24 protein-coding genes are annotated in these 25,102 nt (G+C 54.9%); 22 read left to right on the top strand and 2 right to left on the bottom strand.

Annotation, left to right across the window (positions count from 1 at the left end; all coding sequences use genetic code 11):
- Positions 1-3: 3 nt before the first annotated feature.
- From WMW72_RS15860 to WMW72_RS15900, 9 genes are all read left to right on the top strand, one after another.
- Entirely contained in the window at positions 4-861 is an 858-nt protein-coding gene (locus WMW72_RS15860) for a MurR/RpiR family transcriptional regulator (RefSeq protein ID WP_341416478.1), read from the top strand.
- A gap of 22 nt (positions 862-883) precedes the next feature.
- Complete coding sequence (locus tag WMW72_RS15865) at positions 884-1,618, top strand: MBL fold metallo-hydrolase (RefSeq protein WP_341416479.1); 735 nt, start codon at positions 884-886, stop codon at positions 1,616-1,618.
- A gap of 23 nt (positions 1,619-1,641) precedes the next feature.
- Entirely contained in the window at positions 1,642-3,225 is a 1,584-nt protein-coding gene (locus tag WMW72_RS15870; RefSeq protein WP_341416480.1) for an ABC transporter substrate-binding protein, read from the top strand.
- 14 nt (positions 3,226-3,239) lie between these two features.
- Positions 3,240-4,184, top strand: coding sequence for an ABC transporter permease (locus WMW72_RS15875; RefSeq protein ID WP_341416481.1), 945 nt, complete (start codon positions 3,240-3,242; stop codon positions 4,182-4,184).
- A 5-nt stretch (positions 4,185-4,189) separates the two neighbouring features.
- The gene (locus WMW72_RS15880) at positions 4,190-5,008 is read left to right on the top strand and encodes an ABC transporter permease (protein ID WP_341416482.1); all 819 of its coding nucleotides are present in this window, start codon (positions 4,190-4,192) and stop codon (positions 5,006-5,008) included.
- Positions 5,009-5,019: 11 nt separating this feature from the next.
- Entirely contained in the window at positions 5,020-6,003 is a 984-nt protein-coding gene (locus tag WMW72_RS15885) for an ABC transporter ATP-binding protein (RefSeq protein ID WP_341416483.1), read from the top strand.
- Complete coding sequence (locus tag WMW72_RS15890; protein WP_341416484.1) at positions 6,000-6,977, top strand: ABC transporter ATP-binding protein; 978 nt, start codon at positions 6,000-6,002, stop codon at positions 6,975-6,977. Before WMW72_RS15885 ends, WMW72_RS15890 begins: the two co-directional genes overlap by 4 nt.
- Positions 6,974-7,786, top strand: a complete 813-nt coding sequence (locus tag WMW72_RS15895; protein ID WP_341416485.1) for a metallophosphoesterase — start codon at positions 6,974-6,976, stop codon at positions 7,784-7,786. Before WMW72_RS15890 ends, WMW72_RS15895 begins: the two co-directional genes overlap by 4 nt.
- A 248-nt stretch (positions 7,787-8,034) precedes the next feature.
- Positions 8,035-8,382, top strand: a complete 348-nt coding sequence (locus WMW72_RS15900) for a VOC family protein (RefSeq protein WP_341416486.1) — start codon at positions 8,035-8,037, stop codon at positions 8,380-8,382.
- 146 nt (positions 8,383-8,528) lie between these two features.
- Here the strand turns inward: WMW72_RS15900 and WMW72_RS15905 are convergent, their stop codons facing one another.
- Positions 8,529-9,731 (bottom strand): MFS transporter, encoded by a 1,203-nt coding sequence (locus tag WMW72_RS15905; protein ID WP_341416487.1) that lies wholly within the window; start codon positions 9,729-9,731, stop codon positions 8,529-8,531.
- Positions 9,732-10,007: 276 nt separating this feature from the next.
- On the opposite strand from WMW72_RS15905, the gene WMW72_RS15910 reads away from it, so the two are divergent.
- The 4 genes from WMW72_RS15910 (at position 10,008) to holA (ending at position 14,336) form a co-directional block, all read left to right on the top strand.
- Positions 10,008-10,919, top strand: a complete 912-nt coding sequence (locus WMW72_RS15910) for an EamA family transporter (protein ID WP_341416488.1) — start codon at positions 10,008-10,010, stop codon at positions 10,917-10,919.
- Positions 10,920-11,188: 269 nt separating this feature from the next.
- Positions 11,189-11,749: an RNA polymerase sigma factor gene (locus WMW72_RS15915; protein ID WP_341416489.1), complete on the top strand. Its 561-nt coding sequence runs from the start codon at positions 11,189-11,191 to the stop codon at positions 11,747-11,749.
- A 73-nt stretch (positions 11,750-11,822) separates the two neighbouring features.
- Complete coding sequence (locus tag WMW72_RS15920; RefSeq protein ID WP_341416490.1) at positions 11,823-13,145, top strand: zf-HC2 domain-containing protein; 1,323 nt, start codon at positions 11,823-11,825, stop codon at positions 13,143-13,145.
- A gap of 171 nt (positions 13,146-13,316) precedes the next feature.
- On the top strand, positions 13,317-14,336 hold the full coding sequence (holA, locus tag WMW72_RS15925; RefSeq protein ID WP_341416491.1) for a DNA polymerase III subunit delta: 1,020 nt from the start codon (positions 13,317-13,319) through the stop codon (positions 14,334-14,336).
- Between the two features lie 136 nt (positions 14,337-14,472).
- On the opposite strand, the gene rpsT is transcribed toward holA, so the two are convergent.
- Positions 14,473-14,745: a 30S ribosomal protein S20 gene (gene rpsT / locus WMW72_RS15930; protein ID WP_341416492.1), complete on the bottom strand. Its 273-nt coding sequence runs from the start codon at positions 14,743-14,745 to the stop codon at positions 14,473-14,475.
- 196 nt (positions 14,746-14,941) lie between these two features.
- Here rpsT and gpr point away from each other — a divergent pair, with 196 nt between their 5' ends.
- The 9 genes from gpr (at position 14,942) to grpE (ending at position 25,100) form a co-directional block, all read left to right on the top strand.
- A complete protein-coding gene (gene gpr / locus WMW72_RS15935; protein WP_341416493.1) occupies positions 14,942-15,940 on the top strand; it encodes a GPR endopeptidase in 999 nt (332 codons plus the stop codon).
- 232 nt (positions 15,941-16,172) lie between these two features.
- Positions 16,173-17,432 (top strand): stage II sporulation protein P, encoded by a 1,260-nt coding sequence (locus tag WMW72_RS15940; RefSeq protein WP_341416494.1) that lies wholly within the window; start codon positions 16,173-16,175, stop codon positions 17,430-17,432.
- Positions 17,433-17,500: 68 nt separating this feature from the next.
- Positions 17,501-17,890 carry a hypothetical protein gene (locus WMW72_RS15945; RefSeq protein WP_341416495.1) on the top strand — a complete coding sequence of 130 codons (390 nt, stop codon included), beginning with the start codon at positions 17,501-17,503 and terminating at the stop codon, positions 17,888-17,890.
- Between the two features lie 90 nt (positions 17,891-17,980).
- Positions 17,981-19,792 carry a translation elongation factor 4 gene (gene lepA / locus WMW72_RS15950; protein WP_341416528.1) on the top strand — a complete coding sequence of 604 codons (1,812 nt, stop codon included), beginning with the start codon at positions 17,981-17,983 and terminating at the stop codon, positions 19,790-19,792.
- A 199-nt stretch (positions 19,793-19,991) separates the two neighbouring features.
- Positions 19,992-21,158, top strand: coding sequence for a radical SAM family heme chaperone HemW (hemW, locus tag WMW72_RS15955; RefSeq protein ID WP_341416496.1), 1,167 nt, complete (start codon positions 19,992-19,994; stop codon positions 21,156-21,158).
- Between the two features lie 86 nt (positions 21,159-21,244).
- Entirely contained in the window at positions 21,245-21,706 is a 462-nt protein-coding gene (locus WMW72_RS15960; RefSeq protein WP_341416529.1) for an N-acetyltransferase, read from the top strand.
- Between the two features lie 166 nt (positions 21,707-21,872).
- Positions 21,873-22,904 carry a heat-inducible transcriptional repressor HrcA gene (hrcA, locus tag WMW72_RS15965; RefSeq protein ID WP_341416497.1) on the top strand — a complete coding sequence of 344 codons (1,032 nt, stop codon included), beginning with the start codon at positions 21,873-21,875 and terminating at the stop codon, positions 22,902-22,904.
- The gene (locus WMW72_RS15970) at positions 22,901-24,445 is read left to right on the top strand and encodes a TCP-1/cpn60 chaperonin family protein (protein ID WP_341416498.1); all 1,545 of its coding nucleotides are present in this window, start codon (positions 22,901-22,903) and stop codon (positions 24,443-24,445) included. Before hrcA ends, WMW72_RS15970 begins: the two co-directional genes overlap by 4 nt.
- 82 nt (positions 24,446-24,527) lie before the next feature.
- Entirely contained in the window at positions 24,528-25,100 is a 573-nt protein-coding gene (gene grpE / locus WMW72_RS15975) for a nucleotide exchange factor GrpE (RefSeq protein ID WP_341416499.1), read from the top strand.
- Positions 25,101-25,102: the final 2 nt, after the last annotated feature.

The following is a 25,102-nucleotide window of genomic DNA, read 5'->3' on the forward strand; positions in this document are numbered from 1 at the left end:
CGGATGTCGACCATTGTGGAGAGAATCGAAGAACAATTCGACGCTTTGAGCGTCGCTCAGAAGAAAGTCGCGCATTACATTCAATCCAATATGCAGGATGCGGTGATGCTGTCCGCGCAGAAGATTGCGCTCAAATCCGGGGTCAGCGAGGCGACGGTTCATCGCTTGGCGCAGGCTTTGTCCTACCCGAGCTTCTCGGGGATGCTGCAGGATCTGCGTGGTCATGTGCTAAAGGATCAACGGGCCGTCAAAAATTTCGTCTACACGACGAGTCATAAGGAAGATTCCTGGATCGAGAAACATTTCGTGCAAGAAATCGAGAATCTTCGGGAAACGATGGCGTGGACGGATAAAGCGGATATTCATCAAGCTGCCCGGATGCTGCTGGATGCGGACCGGATCTGGATCGCCGGTTGGCGGATGGGACTGTCGGTCACCTCCTTCTTCAGCTTCGTTCTGAAATATATGCTGGGCAATTGCGAGTTGATTCCTCAAGGAGGTGTTGCAGAATACGCGTCCTACATAAAACCCGGAGACATCGTGTTCGTGTGCGGGTTCCCCAGGTATTGCTCGCGCACGCTTAAGGTGTCGACGCTAGCCAAGGAACAGGGAACGAAGGTGATCGCGCTTACCGACTCCGGACTGTCCCCATTTGCGAAATTGGCCGATTTGACGCTCTTCGCAGCATGCAAATCCACCGGATTTCTCGATTCCTATACGGCTTCGTTATCCGTGGTGAACGCCCTGATCAACGAAATCTCCCATCTGGAGAAGGAGCGGGTCAAGTTCAATATAGAGAAGATGGAAGTGATGTTTAAGGCGTTCCAGGACAACTTCGAGTGGATGAATCGGTCCAAATAATACCCGTGGGAAGGATGCTCGGATGGACATTACGGTAATCGGCTGTTGGGGGGCTTACCCCGAGAAAAACGAAGCAACCTCAGGTTATTTAGTAGAGTGCGAGGGCAGCCGTATCTTGCTCGATTGCGGCAGCGGCGTGCTGTCCCGGCTTCAAAATCATTGCGCGCTCGAAGAGCTGGACGCTCTCGTCCTTACGCACATGCACGCCGACCATATGGCTGATGTGTACAGTCTGGAGTTCGCCATATTAATTTTGATGCAGATCGGCAAGCGGTCCAAACCGCTGGACGTTTATGTGAATGAAGTGGAGCTTGGCAGTCTTGCTTTCGAATACCCGGATTATGTCCGCGTACATCCCATCCGGGCAGGCGAGGAACTGACGATCGGACAAGTACGATTGCAGTTTTCGGAGACGGTACACGAGATTCCGTGCCTGGCGGTCAAGCTGACAGCGCGAGACGGCAAAACGCTCGTCTATTCCGGCGATACGGGCTACTGCCAAGCGATGATCGATTTCTCCCGGTCGGCGGACGTTCTCCTCATCGAAAGCAGCTTTTACGACTTTCAGGCGGGCCGAATGAACGGACATTTGACCGCTGGCGAAGCTGGGAAAATCGCGGCACTGGCCGGCGTCGGGCAAACGATTCTGACGCATTTCCCTCACTACGGGGATTTGAATCAATTGGTCATGGAAGCATCAAGGCATTACACAGGACAGGTTCGTTTGGCTTTTTGCGATATGCAAATCAACATTTGAGGGTGAAAGGGGTTTTTCTCTTGTTGAAGCTTAGGAAAACGTTCGTGGTTGGCTTCTCTTCGCTGATGATTGCATCAATGGTTTTGTCCGCTTGTGGTGGTAACAGCAACCCAGGTAATAGCGGTAATTCCGCTAATGGTGGAACCGGTACCCCGTCACCTGCTGCCACAGCCGGCGGCGAGAAGGTAAAAGGCGGAACGGTAAGGGTCGCGATGGCGACCGAGCCCGATAACCTGGACCCGTACCTGTCTGCAGCAACGGATACCGGCTCGATGATGGACAATGTATTCGACGGCTTGTTCGAAGGGGGAGAGAACAGCGACCTCGTACCGGCTGTGGCGGAATCGTACAAAGTGTCTGAGGACGGATTGACGTATACGTTCGTGCTGAAGAAAGGGATCAAATTCCATGATGGATCGGATCTGACGGCAAAGGACGTCTACTACTCCTATGCCAAATTATCTGGATTAAACGGGAAAAAGCCTCTCTCCTCCAAGTTTGCCACCATCGAGAAAATCGATACCCCGGACGACTACACCGTAGTCGTGAAGCTGAAAGCCAAAGATGCGGCGTTTCTGGCCGCCAACATCGTCGCTATCGTCCCGAAAGACTACGAAGGACAAAGCACGAAGCCGATCGGCGCGGGGCCGTTCAAATTCTCCGCGTACACGCCGGGCCAGCAGCTTGTCCTGGAGAGAAACGATAGCTTTTACGATAAAGAGCACGCACCGCTGCTAGACCGCGTGGAATTCAAGTTCATGCCGGATCCGAACGCCTCTGTGCTGGCCCTGAAATCCGGAGATATCGACATGGTGCCCGGCATCTCCTCGCAAGGCGCGCTTCAGCTCGGGAATGGATTCCAGATCGTGTCCGGACCTCAGAATATGGTCCAGCTGCTTGCGCTGAACAATTCGGTCGAGCCGCTTAACAACGTGAAGGTACGACAAGCGATCAACTATGCGATCGACAAGGATACGATCATCAAGACGGTCGCCGAAGGCAACGGAGTCAAGCTCGGTTCCAATATGAGCCCTGCCATGAAAATGTACTACAAGGAAGGGCTCGACAAGCGGTACGAGCCGAATGCCGAACAAGCGAAGAAGCTGCTGCAGGAAGCGGGCTATGAGAAAGGCTTCAAGCTGACGATTACCGTTCCATCCAATTATAAGTTCCATGTGGACACGGCTCAGGTCATCGCCGAGCAATTGAAAACCGTCGGCATTCAAGCGACGATTAAGCAAATCGAATGGAGCAGCTGGCTGGAGGACGTCTATAACAACGCCAAATACGAAGCGACCATCGTAGGACTGACGGGCAAGCTCGATCCGCACGAAGTACTGGGGCGTTATGAGACCACCTACTCGAAAAACTTCTTTAAATTCAGCAATGCCGAATTCGACAGTCTCGTGGGCAAAGGTCGTCTGGAGCTGGATCCCAACAAGAGGGCCGACCTGTACAAGCAGGCGCAGACGATTCTCACGGAACAGGCTGCTGCGGTATACATCATGGATCCTAGCCGTTCGGTAGCGATGAAGGAGAAATTGCAAGGCTATAAAATGTACCCGATTCAAAAATACGATTTTGCCGCTATGTACTACACGAAGTAACGAGGGAGAATTCGGTGAGATTTTATATCCGCAAGCTGGTCACTTTAGGTTCGACCGTCTTGCTCGTGTCGGTCATTACGTTTCTCGTTTTTCAAGTATTGCCGGGCGACCCGGCCCAGATTGTGCTCGGAGTCGATGCGGATCCACACCAGCTCGCGGAGCTGCGCCAGACGATGGGGCTTGAACGTCCGGCAGCCGAACGGTACTTGTCCTGGATCAAGGATACGGCTGCCGGAGATTTGGGCCAGTCGCTGCGTTATCACCGTCCGGTAGCAGACATCGTCACAGAGCGTCTGCCCGTGACGGTGTCGATCGCGCTGATGTCGTTGGGGCTTACCCTGCTCTTGGGTATCCCCCTCGGCATCTATATCGCGCGTAAGGACGGCAAGCTCCCGGCGCTTCTCTTGTCGGCGTTCACTCAGCTTGGTCTGGCGGTACCGTCTTTCTGGCTCGCTTTTATTCTGATTCTCGTATTTTCCGTTACTTTCAGATGGTTCCCGACATATGGTTACATCCCGTGGAGCCAGAATCCGGTGCGGGCGCTCCAGTCTCTGTTCTTGCCTTCGCTCGCTCTGGCGATACCCGGCATTGCCGTTGTCATCCGGTATTTGCGCAATACGCTGCTCGATCAATTCCGCATGGATTACGTGCGTACGGCCAGAAGTAAAGGACTACAAGAGAAAATCGTCCTGTATCGGCATATCCTCCGCAATTCGCTCATTCCGGTGCTGACGATCGTAGGCTTATTGATCGCAGATACGCTCGGAGGCAGCATCGTCGTGGAAAATGTGTTTGCGCTGCCGGGGCTCGGCAATCTGCTGATCACCTCGATCGGTACGCGCGATTTGCCGCTGCTGCAAACGATGGTGCTGTATATTGCGGTGATCGTCGTCTGTATCAATTTTGTTGTCGATATGCTGTATCGGGTCATAGATCCGCGCATCCGACTGAAAAGGTGAACGAGATGAAATGGAAACAACTGGTCCGAAGCAAACCTATGATGATTGGCGGGAGTCTGATCGCCCTGCTCCTCGTGCTCATGGTGACGAGCCTGTTCTACACCCCGTATGGGCCCAATGAGATGAACACGGCGATGCGCCTCGCCCCTCCGCAAGCCCATTACTGGTGGGGGACGGATAATTTCGGGCGGGATATTTTCAGCCGGGTGATGGAAGGAACACAAACGGCGTTTCTGATTGGTTTTACGTCTGTAGCGATCGGTATGTTTTTCGGCTTGATCATCGGCGCAATCGCCGGTTACGCGGGCGGCTGGCTGGACGAAATTCTGATGCGGATCATCGACGCGAAGCTCGCGTTCCCCGGCATCCTGCTCGCGATTATGCTTGTCACCGTATTCGGCCCCGGGCTAGGCAATACGATCATCGCTCTTGGTGTGATGAGCATACCCTCGTTTTCGAGAATCGCCCGCAGCGGGTTTATCCAATACAAGGAGTTCACGTTCGTTAAAGCCGCCGTGGCGAGAGGAGCAGGCCCTCTGCGCATCATCTTTCGCCACATCCTGCCGAATATCACTTCGCCGCTTATCGTAGCGGCCTCCTTACGCTTCTCCGGGTCCATCCTCGCTGAAGCCGGGCTGAGCTACTTGGGGCTGGGCGTACAGCCGCCCGATCCGAGCTGGGGCCGCATGCTGAGTGAGGCTCAGCCGTTCATCGTGAATGCTCCCTGGTACGTCCTCATTACAGGTGCAGTCATTACGGCGATGGTTCTGGGGTTTAATTTGCTGGGAGATGGGATTAGAGACGCTTACGACAATAAGGCTTAGGAGGTACCATCATGGCAAGCGCCTTGCTTGAGCTTAAGGATATGGAAGTTGCGTTTACGATCGGGAAGAGAGCGTATCCGGCGCTGCAGCAAATCTCGTTTAAGGTCGAGGAGAAGGAGACGGTCGGGATCGTCGGGGAATCCGGATGTGGAAAAAGCCTGACGTCCTTGTCCGTGATGGGCTTGCTGCCCGAGACGGCGGCGATGACGAAGGGCGGGATCATACTAAACGGCCAGCCTATGGAGCCAGCTTCATCGGAAGGGTGGAGCACGGTCAGAGGCAAGCAAGTGTCGATGATTTTTCAAAATCCAATGTCGGCGCTTAATCCGCTGATGCCGGTCGGTAAGCAGATTGCCGAGATGGCTATGACTCATCTGTCCGTCTCGAAGCAGGAGGCGAAGCGGCTAGCGATGGAGATGATGGCCAAAGTCGGACTGTCCCGGGTGGAACGTCTGTACGACGATTATCCCCATCAGCTCTCCGGCGGCATGATGCAAAGAATTATGATCGCGATGGCTCTGATCTGCAGTCCGAAGCTGCTGATCGCCGATGAGCCGACTACGGCGCTCGATGTGACGATTCAGGGGCAAATTCTCGATCTGCTGCGTGATATGAACCGTTCGATAGGCACCGCCATTTTGTTTATTTCCCACGATCTCGGTGTGATTCGTGAGGTATGCGACAGGGTGATCGTCATGTATGCCGGATATATCGTGGAAGACGCTCCGGTAGCGGAGATTTTGGATCACCCCAAGCATCCGTATACGGTGGGGCTTCTGCAGTCACTTCCCAGCGCGGATAAGCGGGGTCGTCCGCTCTATACGATTCCCGGCCGTGTCCCTTCGATCACCGATCGAGGGCCGGGATGCCCGTTTGCAGGCCGATGTCCGAGTGCCACCGATCTCTGCGAGTCGGTCACTCCCGAGCTGTCGCAGGTGGCTGCCGGGCACCAGGTCAGGTGCCACTTGTACGCGAACGGCGGGAGGGTTATATGACGGAAGTTCTGATCGAGGCCAGCTCGCTGACCAAGCATTATCCCGTTCCGAAACAGAGGCTGCTGGAGAAACAGCAGGTTGTGCGGGCGGTGGACGGAGTTTCTTTTCAGATCAACGAGGGAGAAATCTTCGGACTGGTCGGTGAGAGCGGCTGCGGCAAATCAACAACGGGTCAACTGCTCGTGCAGCTAGTGAAGCAAACGGGTGGAGATCTTATCTACCAGGGTCGTACCCTAAGCGGACTTTCAAGAGGCGAGTTGAAATCGCTCCGCCGGGATATCCAGATCGTATTTCAAGATCCGTATTCGTCGTTGAACCCGAAGAAGAAGATCGGCTGGATTCTTGAAGAGCCGCTGATCATTCACAAGATGGGAGATAAGCAGACGAGGCGGAAGATTGTCTCTGAGACACTGGAGCAGGTCGGCCTGGATCCGGGCTATGTGAACCGGTTTCCCCACGAGCTGAGCGGGGGGCAGAAGCAGCGTGTCGGCATCGCTGCCGCCCTGGTGCTTACGCCCAAGTTCATCGTCATTGACGAGGCCGTTTCTGCGCTGGACGTGTCCGTGCAGTCGCAAATTTTGAATCTGCTCAAAGACCTGCAGCAAAAACGGGGGTTAACTTATCTATTTATCTCCCACGATCTGAATGTTGTAGAATATATAAGTGACCGGGTAGGCGTCATGTACTTGGGGAAGATGGTGGAGATTTTCACGGCTGGGGAGCCGGGGATAGAGCCGCTTCATCCTTACACCCGGGCGCTTTTTTCATCGATTCCCGATGCCGAGAGAAAAAAGGAACGAGTGACGCTTCAGGGTGAAGTGCCAAGCCCGATCCATCCGCCGGGTGGCTGCGCGTTTCATCCGAGATGTCCTCTGGCGATGGACAAATGCCGAGTGACGGCGCCAGAGTTAAAGCGCGTCGGTCAAGGACACGAAGTAAGCTGCCATTTATACGAGGAGGCGAACCATACGTGAAATTAGGCGTCATATCGGATTTGCACGTAGATCTTAACGAGCTTTCAGGCGAACCGCCGATCGAAGAAGCGCTGCTTGAGGTTGCCGCCGAGCGCGGGCTGAACGGCCTGATTATCGCCGGAGATATTTCGAACGACGTGAACCGCAGTCTAGCGGTCCTTCATGGGCTGCAGGAACAGTGCGATTTCCCCGTCCTCTTCGTCCCGGGGAATCATGATTATTGGAGCAAGGATAACGGAATACGCGACACGTGGGACATCTACCGGCAATTCCAATCGTTCGAAGGATGCTTAAGCGAAAGACCCTACGAGCTGGATAACGGCTGGGTCGTCATCGGCAGCTCCGGCTGGTACGATTACACGATGGGCGAGCCGGATTATACGTTCGACGATTTCGAGCGCATGCATGGGATGGACCGGACGTGGCAGGACAGCCTTTATGTGACGTGGGGAAGAAGCAATCGCGACATTCACAAGTATTTTTACGAATGTCTGCAACGGGAACTGGCCGAACACCAAGGTAAGCAGATCGTCATGGTTACGCATATGCTGACGCATCCGTATTTTAAAGTGCCTATGCCTCATCCGCAGTGGTCGTACTTCAACGCGTTTCTCGGGAGCACGGAATATGCGAACCTCTACCGGCGCTATGACGTGCGCTACGGGATTATGGGTCATGTCCATTACAGGAAGAAATATGAGGATCAGGGAACGGAGCTGGTCTGCGCTTGTCTCGGATACCGCAAAGAGTGGCGAAAGACGTCGGCGGTCGAAGAAATACGCGACTGTTTGCAGACGATCACTCTATAGATTTACTGTGCTTGCTCAAAGAATCGCTGGGGTTCATTTCTCCAGCGGTCTTTCTATGTTTGTTTGGGATAATCAAGGGTGAGATTCGCAAGGTGCCAGTGAACGGATCCAACGGACTGATCAGGTATTACGTAGTGCTTATATAACTATTGGGCACTATATAGTTGAAAAGGAGCTTCAATGTAAATCTCGAATATCTAATGTAATCGGATAGCTAAAAATTTGATGACAGACAGGAGTTAGATACGATGATACTAGGTTTTGGAGGAATATTTTGGAGAACTAAGAATCTTGAAGCTATAAAAAAATGGTACAGTGAAGTGCTGCAGATTGAAATAGAAAATTGGAATGGGACTGTGATAAAACCCCAATTAGGAAATGAGACTATCTTTTCTTTCTTTACCGAGGATGACAGTTATTTTCCAACCGAACAACAAGTGATGTTAAATTTCCAAGTACATAATCTAAACGACACTATTAAGCATCTTGAGCATATGGGTGTACCTCTTGCAAAGAAAAAAGAGAGTAGTGAATTTGGACAGTTTATTTGGATTGAAGATCCTGAAGGTCGACTGATCGAGCTTTGGGAGAAATAACGAGTTGTAATTCATTTGCTATGGAGCTAACTGGGCGTTAGTTGAACAAGAATGGGGAACCTCGACAAATGAAGGTTCCCCTAATTCCTATATATAAAAATTAACATTTAATTTTAACAGAGCCATGTATTAAAGCCTACTGTCGTCTACACATCTGCCGGCTGGACTTTGATGACAGAGGCAGCCTCCTCGGCTTGCTTCGCTTTCTTGGAGAAGATGGGGATGGCCAGCGCCCCGGCAATGGAGATGACCAGCAGCAGCACGAACGGAACGCCCTGGAAATTTTCGATGCCCAGAATCCAGATCAGAATCACGACACGCGATACGATAAGCAGCCACTCCCGCCAGATCAGGATACGGGCCTGCTCAATCGCCGAATGCTGGCTGATGCGCCGGAAGTGCTCGGTATTCCACACGGTGCCGAAGTAGAACATCCCGATGGTCATCATAATATTGGACAGAACGAGGAATACCGATACCTGGAGCAATGGGAATAGAAATCCCGCGCTCATCGCGACGACACCGATGATTAGCCAGCGCCGCTCTGGAATGCGAAGCTTCCGGTAGAACACCATGGCCAGCATCGTAGAAACCGTATACAAAACGTTCAGCAGCGCGATCACAAGCTTGTCGCCGGAGACGGAGAAAGTGAAGATCAGCGTAAACAGATTATGGAACTGCAGAACGATGCCGGCCGCCAAGCAGGAGGGAATCATCCAGCGAAGAGCGCTATAGGAGAACACCTGACGAAAGCCCATGCCGAGGAATACGGTCTCAGACTGGCCCGACAGTGTCACCTTGGGAATGAAGAAGGACACCACCATCAGGATCGTGACAAACACAAACATGAGCATAAAGGAGCCGTTGTAGCCGACCCATTGGATCACGAGAGCGGATACAACCGGATTGATGATGGAGATTACTTGTCCGACGATGCTCGATGTGGCGAAATATTGCTCGAAGTCCCGGCCCTTGCCGATGAGGGTCAACGTGATATTCTGGGTCGAAGCATAGGTTCCCCACATACATCCGACAGGCATAGCGAGGATGGCGATCCAGAGCAGCCGGTTATCCAGGGTTAGCGTCGTCAGCAGCAGGAAGGTCAGTCCTCCGCAGATGGCGGTCGTCTGAATCATCAGTCTCGTCGTGTACCGTGACAGCAGCCGGGAGCTGGTGGCGAAGGCAAAGCCCCATGCCAGAAACATAATTAAATTAAACCAGGCCACGTCAAAAATCCGGTGGCCTTGTTCCCAGATGTACAGATTGACGAAAATTCCGATGTAATTGAAAATAACGGTTGCAGATGCGTTCATCATCAGCATTTTGCGCACGGTTCCGGTAAGCTGCAAGTTCATTCCACTCCCTGTGTTTGGTGGTTGCCTTCAAAGATGAGGTGCGGCAAGCGCGTCCCGGAGCATGATGTCTGCAGCATGAACGACGGCTTTATTATATATGATTTAGAGGGACTTGATAAGATGGTGTAACCACTCTTTTTTTGAAAGCAAATCGTGCAAACATTGCATGTTGTGTAAGGTCTGCTTTTCTGTTATATTTCTGGGATGGCAGGTGTCTTAGAGAAGACAATCGTGCGGGTGGGTGAGGGAAAAAAGCAAAGAGGACGGACCATGGAGAAGAACAACCGCTGGAGAGCGGTCGTTTATGTACTTGTGGGTGCGGCTTCCTACGGCGTTCTCTCCAGTATCGTGAAGCTGGCTTATGCCGGCGGATTCACGGCAGGAGAGGTTACGGGAAGCCAGGTTTTGACGGGTTGTCTGGTCATGTGGCTGTTCAGTATGCCATATTGGAAGCGATGCCGGGCCTTGACGCTCAGGACGATGCTCAAGATGGTAGGCAGCGGAACCTTTACGGGGCTAACCGGTATTTTCTACTATCAGTCCCTTCAGAGGCTGGATGCGTCATTCGCTGTACTGCTGTTGTTCCAATTCGTCTGGATGGGCCTGGCTGTAGAGTGGCTGTTTCACCGTAAGCGTCCCGGACAGATGCAGGTTATCGGGGCGGTCATCGTCGGCGGAGGCACGCTGCTGGCGTCGGGTCTGCTGACGGGCGGTCAGGCGGTTTATGATGCTGCAGGCATTGCGCTCGGATTGCTTGCGGCCGTGTGCTACACGTTATTTATGTACTTTAGCGGAAGAGTGGCCGTCGAGGTGCCCGCATCGCTCAGAAGCGCATGGATGCTGACGGGCGGGGCGATCGTCGTGCTGCTCGTGTACCCGCCTCAATTTTTATGGAACGGCTCGCTGCAGGAAGGGTTATGGCTGTGGGCGCTGGTGCTCGGCTTGTTCGGCATGATCTTGCCCCCTTACCTGTTTGCTAAGGGAGTTCCATCACTGAATACCGGCCTGGCCGCGATTCTTGGATCGGTCGAGCTGCCGGTGGTCATGATCTGCTCCGCCTGGCTGCTCCAGGAACAGCCGGATGGCTGGCAGTGGATCGGGGTTGTCTTGATTCTGGCAGGCGTCTGTTTGTCTGAATCCAGAGCCGGCTTGTCTGCAGGCAAGAAAATAAAGCTTCTATGATGTGAATTCCGGTCCGTAGCCGTGCCAGATTATAGATGACAGCAGAAACCCTCATTAAGGAGGGTTTTTGTTCTTTTCTAGGGCTGCTGGAGCTCTTGCGCACGCGACCGAAACAAATCCGGCTATGCCGCGTATAATCATGCAGCAAATCGTGTCGTTTCAGGGAATCGTTTCCCTAGTACATCAAAGCCAAAATTTGATAAGATAAACAAAGTGCAACATTTGTGCAGATGGGTACGTTTATAAGGTTGCAAGAGAGGGGGATCCCAGTGGTAGCGCCAGATTTGATCAAGGCTGCCCAGACGGGCGATCGCGACGCTCTAATTACCCTATTGCGAGAAATAGAGAATCATGTCTATCGCACGGCTTATTATATCCTGGGCAATGAGCAGGATGCGTTAGACGCCGCCCAGGAAGCCTTAATCCGTATTTATACTAAAATCAACTCCTACGAAGAGAAGGCTCAGTTCAAAACGTGGGTGCAGCGTATTGTCACCAATCTTTGTATTGACAAATTCCGTCGGACAAAGCCAACGGTCTCGATCGAGCAGCACGATATGAGCTTTACCGATCACAAAACGGTGGAAGACGAAGTTATGTCTACGTATATCGCGCAGGACATCCGAGATGCGATCGACAAGCTCCCCGAGCATCATCGATCAGTGGTCGTACTCAGGTATTTACAGGATTTCTCGTACAATGAGATTGCGGAATCGCTGGATTTGCCCATCAACACGGTGAAGTCGTATTTGTTCAGGGCCAGGCAGCAACTGCAGGGCATATTGAAGGATTATAACAAACAACAACGCAGCGATGCGGTACGGGGATAATGTAAAGGAACAACACTAGAGTCGATATACGAATCGTTAGGAAAGGTAGTGTACGGGGATGATGTGTCAAGAGGTGATCGAACTGATGCAGAGATACCTTGACCAGGATCTCGAAGAAACCGAATACGCCCGGATGCTGGGGCATCTGCAGCAGTGTCCGGATTGCTCTGAGCTGTTCGAACGTCTTGTTAAAGTATCGACGGAGCTGGAGAGCTTGCCTAAGGTCGTGCCTCCTTATAGCTTGGTCGACGCCATATTGCCTGAAATTGAGCGCCTCGAAGCCGAAGCCGGGGGAGCGGCCCCTGCCTGGATAGCTCCATCGCAGGAGGAAGCGGCCAGCCAGAGCACGGCTGTCGCGGAAGATCCGGGTTCCCGTCCGCGCTCTTCTCGCGGAGCGGGCTGGCGCAGTCAGATGCGCGAATGGGTTTCGTTTCCGGTGCTCGGAGGGGTCGTTGCGGCAGGGCTGATTTTCGGCTTCATAGTCTTTCAGCAAGCCCCGCCTGTCTCCAACAAGGTCGCGGAGGAGCTTGCGTCCAAGGCAAGCCAGACGAAAAGCGAGGCAAGCTCAGCCAATCAGGCTAGCGGCAGTGCACAGGGCTTAGCTGCCGATACCTCCCGCGGTGCATCCGGACAAATCCAGGAGCAGAAATCAGTCCCTGCTGCTGAGGATCCAGGGAATACCGCCTCGCAGCTGCAAGTGACAGAGCAGCCTAAGGATCCCGCAGTGGAGAGGAGTCAGAAGGAGCCTGTGGAGTCTGCGGACAAGAAGCCCGATGCAGCCGCCGACGCTTCGCAGAAGCCGGTGACCAGCATGGGAGCGCCTCAGCCGCCGGCCAATCCGGCTCAGCCTTCTACGCAGGACCCCAAACCGCAGGAGCCTGTCGGCAATGCCTCTAAGAAGTCCGATACGCCTGCGGAGAAGACAGGGTCCCTTCCAGATGGCGCGAAGCATCAAGAGCAGTACGGCCAGCCGACGGAGGGCAAAGCACCAATCGGACCGCCTGTGCAGGCGCCGCCTGAAGCGGACAAGGCTATGGGCATTACCTCTGCGGGCGTAGCCGATTCGAGCCAAGAAGCCAAGAAAAGGAATGAAGAGCAGGAGCCTGTCCTAGGTCCGACCTTCGCTGTACCCGATTTAGCACCTGCGCCGAAGCACGAGCTGGAATCTGCGGATAAGAGCTATAAGGCTGCTGTGAAGGATAATCTCGTGATGATCTACGATAAGAACGGCAAGGAAGCCTACCATTCCAAGTTCGACCAATGGACGGGAGCCGATCGCATCGAGCTTTTGTCGTGGAACGGTCTTAAACTGAAGTATACCGTGAAGATGAACGAACAGACGAGAACCTTTGAGATCGATCTGAAGTCTCAGACCGAGGTTGAAATTAAGAACTGACAAGCATTCCGGCTTCCCGCGTAATTGCCGCAGGGTTGCAGGCTGTATGAGTACACATCGAGAGGGATTATGTGATTGCCGCCAAAACGGCTTTGACGTAATCCCTTTGTTGTTGCTATGATGAATGAACGGATAGCCAATCTGAACGAATGTAACGGAGTTGGATGAACAATGGATTACAAGCAGGCGCTCAAGAATATCGCAAAGGGGCAGATTGCGCCCGTATACATCGCTTACGGCTCGGAAAGCTACCTGATTCAGGAGCTCGTGCACAAGCTGACGGACAAGCTGATTCCGGCTGAGGAGCGAGCCTTTGCCGTGGGCAGGTACGATCTGACAGAAACCTCGATCGATGCTGTGCTGGAGGAGGCGGAGACACTGCCGTTTCTGGCCGAACGCAAGCTGGTTGTCGCCTCCGGGGCCGTGTTCCTGACAGGGGCCAAGGATACAGGCAAGGTCGAACATAATCTCGACCGTCTGGCTGCTTATTTGAAATCTCCGGCTGACTTTACGGTTCTGGTGCTGACCGTGGATGCGGACAAGCTGGACGAGCGGAAGAAAATCGTCAAGACGCTGAAGGAAGCGGGGGCTCTGGTGCCGTGCGCCGTGCTGGCAGAGGCTGAGCTGATTCAGTGGGTGCAGCAGCAGGCGGCGAAGGCGGGGTTCTCCTTTGCCCCAGGTGCGGCTGAGCAGTTGATCCAGTACACCGGGACCAGCCTCCAGACGCTCGGCAAGGAGGTGGAGAAGTGCTACCTGTACATAGGCGCGGGCGGCACGATCACCGGAGCCGAGCTCGGTCAATTGGTCACCAAGACCGTAGAGCAGGATATCTTCCAGATGGTCGAGCATATCGTGCAGATGCAGATGGAGCAGGCCTTCACCATGCTGGCCGAGCTGCTGCGGCGCAAGGAAGAGCCGATCAAGATCGTGATCCTGGTCGCCCGGCAGTTTCGGATCATGCTGCAGGTGAAGGATTTGACCCAGCAGGGGTACTCCCAGCAGCAGATCGCTTCGCAAATCGGGCTGCATCCCTATGCGGTGAAGATCGCCGCGGGCCAGGCGGGACGGTTCGAAGCCAAGAGGCTGACGGGCATCCTGCAGCAGCTCGGCGAGCTGGATTATCAGATGAAGAGCGGCAAGATCGACAAGGTGCTTGGCCTGGAGATGTTTTTGCTGAGGCTGGCAGCGTGACGGGGGAGGAGGCTAAGGCCTCCTCTATGATTTAGGGTGGTTCCTCACATACTTGATAGCGGTCTAACAAAAAGACCATGCAGCCTCGAATGAGGTGCATGGTCTTCGCTTTTGTCGCATGCTTGTATCTTGTCGCTTAGCCTTGAGCGGCAAGCGCGTTAAGCTTTTTCGCGAGGCGGGATTTCTTGCGGGCAGCGGTATTCTTATGCACGAGACCTTTGGTCGCTGCTTTATCCAGCTTTTTGCTGGCAGTGATCAAAGCTTCCTTAGCGGTTTCTACGTTGCTGCCTGCTGCAGCCGTTTCAAAAGCTTTCACAGCAGTACGAAGCGCGGATTTGTGAGATGCGTTGCGCTGACGGCGCTTCTCGCTCACTTTCACACGTTTAATCGCGGATTTAATGTTTGGCATGACGTTCACCTCCTACTACAACTTGCGAACAATCATTTAGCATGATTTGTTGACAACTCTAGATATTCTAACATGGGCATTTCCAAAATGCAATAGAGTGAGGGAAAACGTATCCAGATCGCCCATGCATAACCGTCCAGCCAATATCGCACAATAATTGGAGACAGCATCCAACTAACCAAGGGGGAACCGACCGATGAGTTTAGATTTGAGCGCCTATTCGGTGCGAACGGACCTGGCGCTGGAGGCGCATGATCTCGCAACAGCCTCGGGAACCGCTATTCCCGGCGTGCAGATGACCAAGAGGGAGGAGCAGGGCATCCGCATCAGCCTCATCGATATTACATCTCAGGAGGGCTCGCAGGCGATCGGGAAGCTTCCCGGACATTATATGACCCTCGATGTGCCGGAGCTGCGCAAGAAGGATACGGACCTGCAGGACCGGGTAGCTACGCTGTTTGCCCAGGAGTTCGAGAAGTTCCTGGTGAAGCTGAGCATCCCGCAGAATGCGAGCGTGCTGATCATCGGGCTCGGCAACTGGAACGTCACGCCCGATGCACTCGGCCCGATGGTCGTGGAAAATGTGATGGTGACGCGGCATTACTTCGAGCTGATGCCGGGCGAGGTCAGTCCCGGGTACCGGCCTGTCAGCTCCGTAGCGCCGGGCGTTCTCGGTACGACAGGGATCGAAACCAGCGACATTGTCCAGGGGATCGTGCAGCAGTCCAGGCCAGATCTGGTCATCGCAATCGATGCGCTCGCTTCCCTCTCGCTGGAGAGGGTCAATACGACGATTCAGATCGCAGACACCGGCATTCACCCCGGCTCCGGAATCGGCAACAAGCGCAAGGGGCTGACGCTGGACTCGCTGGGCGTCCCTGTCATCGCCATTGGTGTGCCGACGGTGGTCTACGCCTCTACGATTGTCAATAATGCCTTTGATATGATGCATGCCCATTTTGCCAGACAGACCTCCAATACGGGGCAGATTCTCGGGATGATGGACACGATGCAGGAGCAGGAGCGGCTGGAGCTGGTGAAGGAAGTGCTGAATCCGCTCGGGCATGATCTGCTGGTGACGCCGAAGGAAATCGACCAGTTCATCGAGGACATCGCGAACATTATCGCGAGCGGGCTGAATGCGGCGCTGCACCAGGCTGTGGATGCGAATAATGTGTCAGCCTACACACACTGACGGCGATGCAAGCCGGCTGTTCCGCCATGCTGCGGGGGCCGGCTTTTTCTGTATAACGGCTCGGCTTCTCCGTCTCTGGCACTTTGAGAGATATCCCAGCTGACTTGCGAGATTCGCAGTTCTATCTCTCTAGGAGCGTTCATAGAGTAGTTACTAGAGAGACGGGAGGCAACGTTCCCGTTCGCCACAGCAGTGATCGATACCGATCCGACGCAGAGGAGGAATTAGAACGATGAAATGGTCTGCCGTCACTTTCCACGCAAGCAAGTTCCGCAAGACGGGACAAGCGCTAGGAGTTTACTCCAAAACCATCTCGCTCCTGATGATAGGAAGCTTGATCTTTTTTATAGCGCTGGGTCTGCTCGGTTATGTGCAGTCACGCGTCTCCGGTAGCTCTCCGAACGCCTCGATGAAGGGGCTTGCGGCCAGTGTATCGAGCCGATTTTTTATGGATATGATGGGGCTCGAGGTGCCGGGTCTCAAGGAAGACGGGAAGACGTTCACCTTCTCCCAATCCAATGTATCGAACTTTTTATTTGCGCTCGTCACCGACTTCAACCCGAAGGATCCGAAAACCATGATTGCGCGTGAGGTTCCCGGCATGGTGCAGACCAGGTCCGTTCCGCTCAACGGAGCCGTAGGCGGTATCGACGCGCCGGAGGACTACAGTCCGCGGTCCGATGTGTTCAACCGCGATAACCTCGGCGAAGCCGGTGGCATCACAGCTATCCCCACAGGTACGCCGGCTCCGCCAGCCGGGCCAGCCGTTCCTGGCTCCACCGTGCAGACCGCTCAGCCTCCTGTGACGGCTGGCAGGAATGTTGCTTTCATCTATCAATCTCATAACCAGGAATCCTATCTGCCCGAGCTTCCCGGAGAGAAAGACCCCGATAAGGCGTATGATCCCCAGAAAAATGTCACGCAGGTTGGGCTCAGGCTCGCACAGCGGCTGGAGAAAGAAGGGATCGGCGCGGTGCATTCGGACAAAAATTATCCAGCCATTGAGAAGGGCTTCAACTACTACTATTCATATAAATACTCGCTCAAAACACTGCAGGAGGCGTCGGCCGGCCATCCGGATCTGAAATATTTCTTCGACATCCACCGTGATTCTCAGCGCCGTGATAAGACGACCGCCACAATCAACGGCAAAACCTATGCGCAGGTCTATTTCATCATCGGCGGCAAAAATCCGAACTACAAGGAAAATTATGAATTCGCGGAGCGGATCGACAAAGTGCTGCAGGCCAAATTTCCCGGGCTCTCCAAGGGCATCCATGCCAAGTCGGGTGAAGGCAATGGCGTGTACAACCAGACATTCTCCTCCAACAGCGCTCTGATCGAGGTGGGCGGAGTGGATAACACCCTGGAGGAATGCTACCGGACAGCCGACGCGCTGGCCATAGCGATAGCCGAGGTTGTGATGAACGCCGAGAAGGTGGATGCCAAACCTGGCCCTGGCACGCCGGAGGACATGAAGAAGTCCAGCTAATCCAAGCTGATTGCGTCTGCCGATAAGGTATCGGCCATAACTGAGCTTAATGGGGGAGTGAGAGCGGCATGCCTGGTGGAAAAGGTTGGGTGAGGCTCGGGGTTGTAGCTTTGGGGATGGCCTTTTGTCTATTCCTCGGTGTGTCGCTGGCTACGCAAGGGACGGAACGGATTCACGGCCCGCTTGCCCCTGGCACGTCAGGAGCGGCATCGGACGCGGCGCGGGCTCTCGGTGCAGAGCCTGCAGGGGCTAAGGCATCTGCCGCCGCGCGGCCACAGGAAACGGCTGGCAAGGACGCCAAGCAGTCGGTCAAGGCGGCGCCCCCCAAGCGTCCGGAAGACCCGGCGACGGAGACGGGGATCAACCGTGTCGGGAACAAAGCGGGAGAGCTGTTGCAGATCATGGCTTATCACAGTATCCGCGCTGTCGTGTCTTTGTTTGAAAAGCTTCTGAAATAAAGGATGGCGCTGCTCATTGCTGGCGGACTTCACAACTGCTATAATGAAAGTTATTGTACAAAAAGCGAGTTTAGTGAGGTTTTGCTGCCGATGGATATTCAAGCCAGACAAACGAAAATTAGAAATTTCTGCATCATCGCCCATATCGACCATGGGAAATCGACGCTCGCAGACCGTATTCTAGAATTTACAGGCGCTCTGACCTCCCGCGAGATGCAGGATCAGGTGCTGGACCAGATGGACTTGGAGCGCGAGCGCGGCATCACGATCAAGCTGCAGGCCGTCCGCCTCAATTACCGCGCCGATGACGGCGAGGACTATATATTAAACCTGATCGATACGCCCGGACACGTCGACTTCACTTATGAGGTGTCGCGAAGCTTGGCTGCCTGTGAAGGCGCCCTGCTCGTCGTGGATGCGGCACAGGGGATCGAGGCCCAGACGCTGGCTAACGTATACTTGGCCCTCGACAATAACCTGGAGATTTTGCCTGTAATCAACAAGATCGACTTGCCTAGCGCAGACCCAGAGCGTGTGAAGCAGGAGGTCGAGGATGTTATCGGTCTCGACGCCAGCGAAGCGGTGCTGGCATCGGCCAAAGCAGGCATCGGCATCAAGGAGATTCTGGAGCAGGTCGTACAGAAGGTGCCCGCTCCTACGGGAGAATCGACGAATCCGCTGAAGGCGCTCATTTTCGACTCCCACTTTGACCCTTACAAGGGCGTTATCGTCTACGTGCGCGTTATCGACGGCTCGATCCGTTCCGGCTCCAAGATTAAGTTCATGGCGACGGACAAGGTGTTCGAAGTCATCGAGGTTGGCGCATTCAAGCCGCGGATGGGAACCGTCGATTCGCTGGAGGTCGGCGACGTCGGCTTTATCGTAGCCGGGATCAAGAATGTCGGCGACACCCGGGTCGGGGATACGGTAACCGATGCGAAGAATCCTACGCTGGAGCCGCTGCCGGGCTACCGCAAGATCAACCCGATGGTATTCTGCGGTCTGTACCCGATTGAGACCAGCGACTACAACGACCTGCGTGAAGCGCTGGAGAAGCTGCAGCTGAACGACGCTTCGCTGAGCTTCGAGCCAGAGACGTCGACGGCACTAGGCTTCGGCTTCCGCTGCGGATTCCTCGGCCTCCTGCATATGGAGATCATCCAGGAGCGGATCGAGCGTGAGTTCAATATCCCGCTGATCACCACCGCGCCAAGCGTCGTGTTCCGCGTGACGCAGACGAACGGCGAGGTGCTCAGCATCGAGAACCCGTCGCTCTTCCCGGAGCCGGGCAAGATCGAGTTCGTCGAGGAGCCTTTCGTGAAGGCCAAGGTTATCGTGCCGAATGATTATGTCGGGGCGATCATGGAGCTTTGCCAGAACAAGCGCGGCGAGTTCATCAACATGGAGTACCTGGATACGACAAGGGTTACACTGACCTACGATATTCCGTTGTCCGAGATCGTGTACGACTTCTTCGACCAGTTGAAGTCCAGCACCAAGGGCTATGCGTCGTTTGACTATGAACTATCCGGCTACAAGCGGACGAATCTGGTTAAGATGGACATTCTGCTCAACAACGAGCAGGTGGATGCGCTCTCGTTCATCGTTCACCGCGACCGCGCCTACAACCGCGGACGGATCATCTGCGAGAAGCTGCGCGAGCTCATCCCGCGGCAAATGTTCGAGGTGCCGATCCAGGCTGCGATCGGGCAGAAGGTGATCGCACGCGAGACGGTCAAAGCGATGCGTAAGAACGTACTTGCCAAGTGTTACGGCGGCGATATCAGCCGGAAGCGGAAGCTGCTCGAGAAGCAGAAGGAAGGTAAGAAGCGGATGAAGCAGGTCGGCAGCGTGGAAGTGCCTCAAGAGGCGTTCATGGCCGTACTGAAGATCGACGAGTAGGACGGCTTCATACTGTCCTACAGGCATACAAGGAATGAAATGAAAGAAGCGCAAGCTCTTTAAGCAATAGAGGTATGAAGCAGTGCGCCAAGCAGGGATTCCGCCGGATAGCGAATCCCTGCTTTTGGCTATGGCGCAAGAGGCGGAGCGTGCCGCAAGAGACGGTACGTCCAGGCAGCGCAGAAGGAGGTACCCCGAGATGAAGCACCTTACACAAACGCCGGCCGCGGTTTATGTGCATATCCCGTTCTGTACGAACAAGTGCCATTACTGCGACTTCAACTCCTATATATTGAAAGGCCAACCTGTTATGGATTACCTGGACGCCCTGGAACGGGAGATGGAGCTGACGGTCCGCAGCGTGCCGCCCGGCGAGATCGAGACCATCTTCGTCGGAGGCGGAACGCCGACCGTGCTCACCCCCGAGCAGATGGAGAGCTTCTTGAAGCGGGTTCGGACTTACTTCGGCCAGTGGGCCCCGAATATCGAATTTACGATGGAGGCCAATCCGGGGACGACGGATCTGGAGAAGCTGCAGGCGATGAAGGCAGGCGGCGTGAACCGGATCAGCTTCGGCGTGCAGTCCTTCAACAATGCACTGCTGGAGCGGATCGGGCGTATTCACAATACGGACGACGTATACCGCAGCCTGGAGAACGCGCGCAAGGCGGGCTTCACGAACATGTCTATTGATCTGATGTTCGGGCTGCCGGGGCAGACGATCGAGATTATGGAAGCAACGTTGAAAGAGGCGCTGGCGCTCGATCTGCGTCATTATTCCATCTATAGCTTGAAGGTGGAAGAGAATACGTTGTTCCACGCCCTCTATGAACGGGGCGACCTGCCACTTCCTGAGGAGGAAGAGGAAGTAGGCATGTTCCTTCATATCATGAAGCGGCTGAGCGAGGCCGGATACGGGCAGTACGAGATCAGCAACTTTGCGAAGCCGGGCTTCGAGAGCCGGCACAACTCGACGTATTGGCTCAACCAGCCTTATTACGGATTGGGGGCAGGCGCACACGGCTATGTTCACGGCAGACGCCATGTGAATATCAAGGGCGTACAGCCTTATATCGACAGTACCCGCAAGGGCCTTCCTCTGCTGGACAAGCATGAAGTGGACCGGACCGAAGCGATGGAAGACTTCATGATGGTCGGACTGCGGCTGTTGCGGGGCGTCCATCGTATGGACTTTACGGAGCAGTTCGAGCTCTCGTTGGAAGCCGTATTCGGCACCGCGATCAGGGGCTTGCTGGACAAAGGACTGCTGGAGGAAACGGAAGATGGCTACAAGCTGAGCGAGCATGGAATTCTGCTGGGCAATGACGTTTTCGGCCAGTTTCTGGAGGCAGCCGAAATCGTTTAAAAAATGATTGATCTATTTATACGTTATGATGTATATTTATTCATATCATTCTTACTTACATTCGATTGGTGGGATTCACAGTGACTATGACCCTGACCTGCCGGAAGGCAACCGAACAGGATATCGATACATTGTATAACATTATTCAAGGCTATGCGGAGAAAGGCATCATGCTTCCGCGAACGAAGGAGATGCTGACCGCACAGCTTGATACGTTCGTTGTTGCCGAAGTAGGCGGGGAGCTGGTCGGCTGCGGGTCCAATACCCAGCTGGGCCCGGATCTGGTGGAGATCCGGTCGCTGGGCGTGACCGATGGCTACAAGGGTCTGGGGATCGGCAAATCGATCGTCAACCTGCTCATTGAAGACGCTCGTAAGCAAGGGATTCCAAAAATTATGGCGCTCACCTATGAGGTTGCCTTTTTTGAAAGAATAGGCTTCACGGTTGTACAGAAGGAAATCTTCCCGGAGAAGGTATGGCGGGATTGCATTCACTGTAAAAAACAGCACTGCTGCGATGAAATCGCGGTGCTCAAAAGATTGGATTGACTTGACACAGACCCTTGAGGTCTGTTATTTTTGTAGTAGCTTAGCACTCGCTAGACTGGAGTGCTAACGAAGCGCAAGACCGGCGTAGTGGCCGGGGGACGCTTCGGGCTATGTCTATAGCCTAATGAGGATAAAAATGTCCTCAACCCGGAGGTGGATTTCGCATATGCTAACCGAACGACAAAGACATATATTGAGCGCCATTGTAGATGACTATATCCGTTCCGCGGAGCCGATCGGCTCTCGCAGCATATCCAAACGCGGCGACGTGGGGTTTAGTCCCGCCACCATCCGCAATGAAATGTCCGACTTGGAAGAAATGGGTTTTCTGGAGCAGCCGCATACGTCGGCGGGCCGGATTCCTTCCCATAAAGGCTATCGTTATTATGTCGATCATCTGATGCATTACGGAGAACAAAGCGTTGATGAGGATGTCGATGTCATGAAGCGGTTTTTCGCGGACCGTCTTCAGCAGATGGAGCGGGTCATCCAGCAGGTGGCGATGATTTTATCCCAGGTGACTCCGTATACGTCGATCGTCATGGGTCCCGAGATGCTGACGACGACGATGAAGCATCTGCAGATCGTTCCACTCAACGACCGGACGGCGGTGGCGATTGTCGTGACCAATACGGGGCAGGTTGAGAACAGAACGGTCACCATCCCCGAGGGCATCCCGATGTCGGAGATTGAGAAGTTCGTCTCTATTCTGAACGCCAAGCTGAAGAACGTTCCGCTGCTGCACTTCAAGTCCAAGCTGTATACGGAGATTGCCTCAGAGATGAGCCGCTACGTATCGGGCTATGAAGAGCTGCTGATTATGCTGGATTCGATCATCGAGCGCGAAGAAGAGCGGGTATTCCTCGGAGGCACGACGAATATGCTGACGCAGCCGGAGTTCAAGGATGTAGACAAGGTGAAGAGCATCCTCGACCTTCTCGCCGAAACGCCGAAGATTATCCAGCTCTTCGAGGGTACGGGGGCCTCAAGCGGTATCCAGGTCCGCATAGGTAGCGAGAACAAGCTGGAGGCTGTCAATGATTGCAGTTTGATCACCGCCACCTACTCGTATGAAGGGCAGATGCTCGGTACGATCGGCATCCTGGGACCGACGCGGATGGATTATGCCAAGATGATCAAATTGCTGGACCATTTGTCCAAAGACATGACTCAGCTCATGGAGCGTTGGTATAAATGAGTCAGACGAGACCGCCGGGCGCAGGGCAAGAGGGCGATGAGGCATACGCCACACTGCGCAACAATTTGAATGCCGTTCAAGCCATCTGCTCCGCTGTGGAAGGGACGCTGGGCCCTAAGGGGCTCGACACGATGCTGGTTGGCTCCCACGGCGAGGTAATTATCACCAACGACGGCGTTACGATCCTGGAGAAGATGGATGTCTCTCATCCCGCGGCGCAGCTGCTCGTCCAGGTCGCCCGCTCCCAGCAGGAGCGGGTGGGTGATGGCACAACCACGGCTACCGTGCTTGCGGGAGCGCTTGTCGCCGAAGGAGCAAGACAAGTTACACGCGGCGTGCCGGTGGCCAAGGTGGTCCGGGGTATCCAGGACGGTGTCGCTCAGGCAGCCCGCTCCTTGACGACACGGGCCCGACCGATCGAGGGTCTGGAAGATCCGGTGCTGTACCGGATCGCCTATGTGGCAGGCCGCGAGCAGGCTGATCTTGCCGAGCTGATCGTCGGCGCAGCGCGGCAGCTTGGCGCAGCCAAGCTGCGCGAGGAAACATTCCGGTTCGCCGACGTCGTGCAGTCGCTGGGCCAAGCCCGCGGCGAGGTATGGCCGGGACTGATTGTATCCAAGCGCCCGGCCAACGCCCAGGCCGAGTTCCCCGAGCGAGCGGCACATGTCCTGATTGTTCAGGATGAGTTTGCCCCGGAAGCGGTCGAGGAAGAGGCTCTGACGACCGAGGCCGGCTATCGCAGGCATCTGCAGCTTCGGGAGCATTTTGTCGCAGCTCTGGAGCGCTTGTCCGAGCTGGGTGTAGGGCTGGTGGCCAGCGAGCGCAGCGTAGACCCCGAGGCGGAGCAGTTCTGTACCGACCGCGGAATCATGGTTCTGCAGCGAGTACCGCGCTCCTTGCTGCGGCGGTTGGCAGAATACGCCGGCGCCCGCCCGGTGCGCCGCTCGGCGCTGTACCGGCCGGCGTCAGACTGGGCAGGCTATCTCGGCTATGCCGGGCATATCGCCTACGATGAGCGGCTCGGCTGCGTCCGGATCGCCGAAGGGCGCGGCCGACCGCAGGTCTCCATCGTCGTCGGCGCGAGCACGAACGAGATAGCGGGGGAGAGGCTGCGCATCGCCCGCGATGCGGCATCGGCGCTGCAGGCCGCCCTGCGTAGCGGCTGGCTGCCCGGAGGCGGAGCAGCGGAGATTGCCGCCGCGCATGAGCTGGACCGCTACCGCGAGACGGTGCGGGGGATGGAGGGCTTCGGTGTCGAAGCCGTCGCTCACGCGCTGCGCAAGCCGCTGTCGCAGATCGTGGTCAACGCCGGCTACAACCCGCTGGAGAAGGTCGAGGAAGCGAAGGCCGCCCAGCTTCAGGCAGGCAGCGATGCCCTCGGCATTGACTGCGATACCGGAGCTGTGCTGGACATGACTGAGGCCGGAGTCGTCGACCCAGCCGATGTCAAGCTGCATGCGCTGCAGGCGGCTGGCGAGGTGGCCGCAGCGGTGCTGCGCATTCACACGGTCATCCGGATGCGCCAGTTACGGGAAGAGTAGTTCTCTCGGCTGGCGGGTTTCGGGTCTACCCATGTGGTTACAATAGATAGAGGAACAGATTTGATTAAGGAGGTGACAGATTTTGAATACGGAAGAAAAGAAGCAAGAAGAACAGGCCGGTCAACACGAGCAGGTCGAATCCGCTACATATGAAGCTTTCGAGCAAGCGGAAACGGGAACTGCCGATGCACCATCCGATGCTGTCCAAGCGCAGATTGATGAGGCGAAGAAGCAGGCTGAGGAGCACTACCAGCGTTTGCTGCGTACCCAAGCCGATTTCGATAACTTCAGAAGACGGACGCAGAAGGAAAAGGAAGAGACGGCTAAGTACGGCTCGCTCAAGGTGATTGAGCAGCTGCTGCCGGTCGTTGACAACTTCGAGCGCGCGCTGTCGGCCAGCAAGGATAACAAAGATTATGACGCCCTCGCAAAGGGTATTGATATGATATTCCGTCAGTTGGACCAAGTGCTGGCGGCGGAAGGACTGAGACCGATGGAAGCCGTCGGTACGCCGTTCAATCCGGAATACCACCAGGCGATTATGCAGGTGGAATCCGAAGAGCACGAGGAAGGCATCGTTGTCGAAGAAATTCAGAAGGGATATCTTCTGAAGGACAAAGTGCTGCGTGCGGCTATGGTTAAAGTGAGCTCATAACA

The organism is Paenibacillus filicis, from assembly GCF_038070315.1.
GTDB classification, from domain to species: Bacteria; Bacillota; Bacilli; order Paenibacillales; family NBRC-103111; genus Paenibacillus_G; species Paenibacillus_G filicis.

What these genes read in the sequence shown, in the direction of transcription:
- WMW72_RS15945 (WP_341416495.1), top strand. Translation starts at nt 17,501, where the DNA reads ATGCCTGGTGGAAAAGGTTGGGTGAGGCTCGGGGTTGTAGCTTTGGGG.
- WMW72_RS15960 (WP_341416529.1), top strand. Translation starts at nt 21,245, where the DNA reads ATGACCCTGACCTGCCGGAAGGCAACCGAACAGGATATCGATACATTG.
- WMW72_RS15860 (WP_341416478.1), top strand. Translation starts at nt 4, where the DNA reads ATGTCGACCATTGTGGAGAGAATCGAAGAACAATTCGACGCTTTGAGC.
- hrcA (WP_341416497.1), top strand. Translation starts at nt 21,873, where the DNA reads ATGCTAACCGAACGACAAAGACATATATTGAGCGCCATTGTAGATGAC.
- WMW72_RS15880 (WP_341416482.1), top strand. Translation starts at nt 4,190, where the DNA reads ATGAAATGGAAACAACTGGTCCGAAGCAAACCTATGATGATTGGCGGG.
- WMW72_RS15890 (WP_341416484.1), top strand. Translation starts at nt 6,000, where the DNA reads ATGACGGAAGTTCTGATCGAGGCCAGCTCGCTGACCAAGCATTATCCC.
- WMW72_RS15910 (WP_341416488.1), top strand. Translation starts at nt 10,008, where the DNA reads ATGGAGAAGAACAACCGCTGGAGAGCGGTCGTTTATGTACTTGTGGGT.
- WMW72_RS15900 (WP_341416486.1), top strand. Translation starts at nt 8,035, where the DNA reads ATGATACTAGGTTTTGGAGGAATATTTTGGAGAACTAAGAATCTTGAA.
- WMW72_RS15865 (WP_341416479.1), top strand. Translation starts at nt 884, where the DNA reads ATGGACATTACGGTAATCGGCTGTTGGGGGGCTTACCCCGAGAAAAAC.
- lepA (WP_341416528.1), top strand. Translation starts at nt 17,981, where the DNA reads ATGGATATTCAAGCCAGACAAACGAAAATTAGAAATTTCTGCATCATC.
- WMW72_RS15885 (WP_341416483.1), top strand. Translation starts at nt 5,020, where the DNA reads ATGGCAAGCGCCTTGCTTGAGCTTAAGGATATGGAAGTTGCGTTTACG.
- WMW72_RS15970 (WP_341416498.1), top strand. Translation starts at nt 22,901, where the DNA reads ATGAGTCAGACGAGACCGCCGGGCGCAGGGCAAGAGGGCGATGAGGCA.
- gpr (WP_341416493.1), top strand. Translation starts at nt 14,942, where the DNA reads ATGAGTTTAGATTTGAGCGCCTATTCGGTGCGAACGGACCTGGCGCTG.
- holA (WP_341416491.1), top strand. Translation starts at nt 13,317, where the DNA reads ATGGATTACAAGCAGGCGCTCAAGAATATCGCAAAGGGGCAGATTGCG.
- hemW (WP_341416496.1), top strand. Translation starts at nt 19,992, where the DNA reads ATGAAGCACCTTACACAAACGCCGGCCGCGGTTTATGTGCATATCCCG.
- WMW72_RS15940 (WP_341416494.1), top strand. Translation starts at nt 16,173, where the DNA reads ATGAAATGGTCTGCCGTCACTTTCCACGCAAGCAAGTTCCGCAAGACG.
- rpsT (WP_341416492.1), bottom strand. Translation starts at nt 14,745, where the DNA reads ATGCCAAACATTAAATCCGCGATTAAACGTGTGAAAGTGAGCGAGAAG.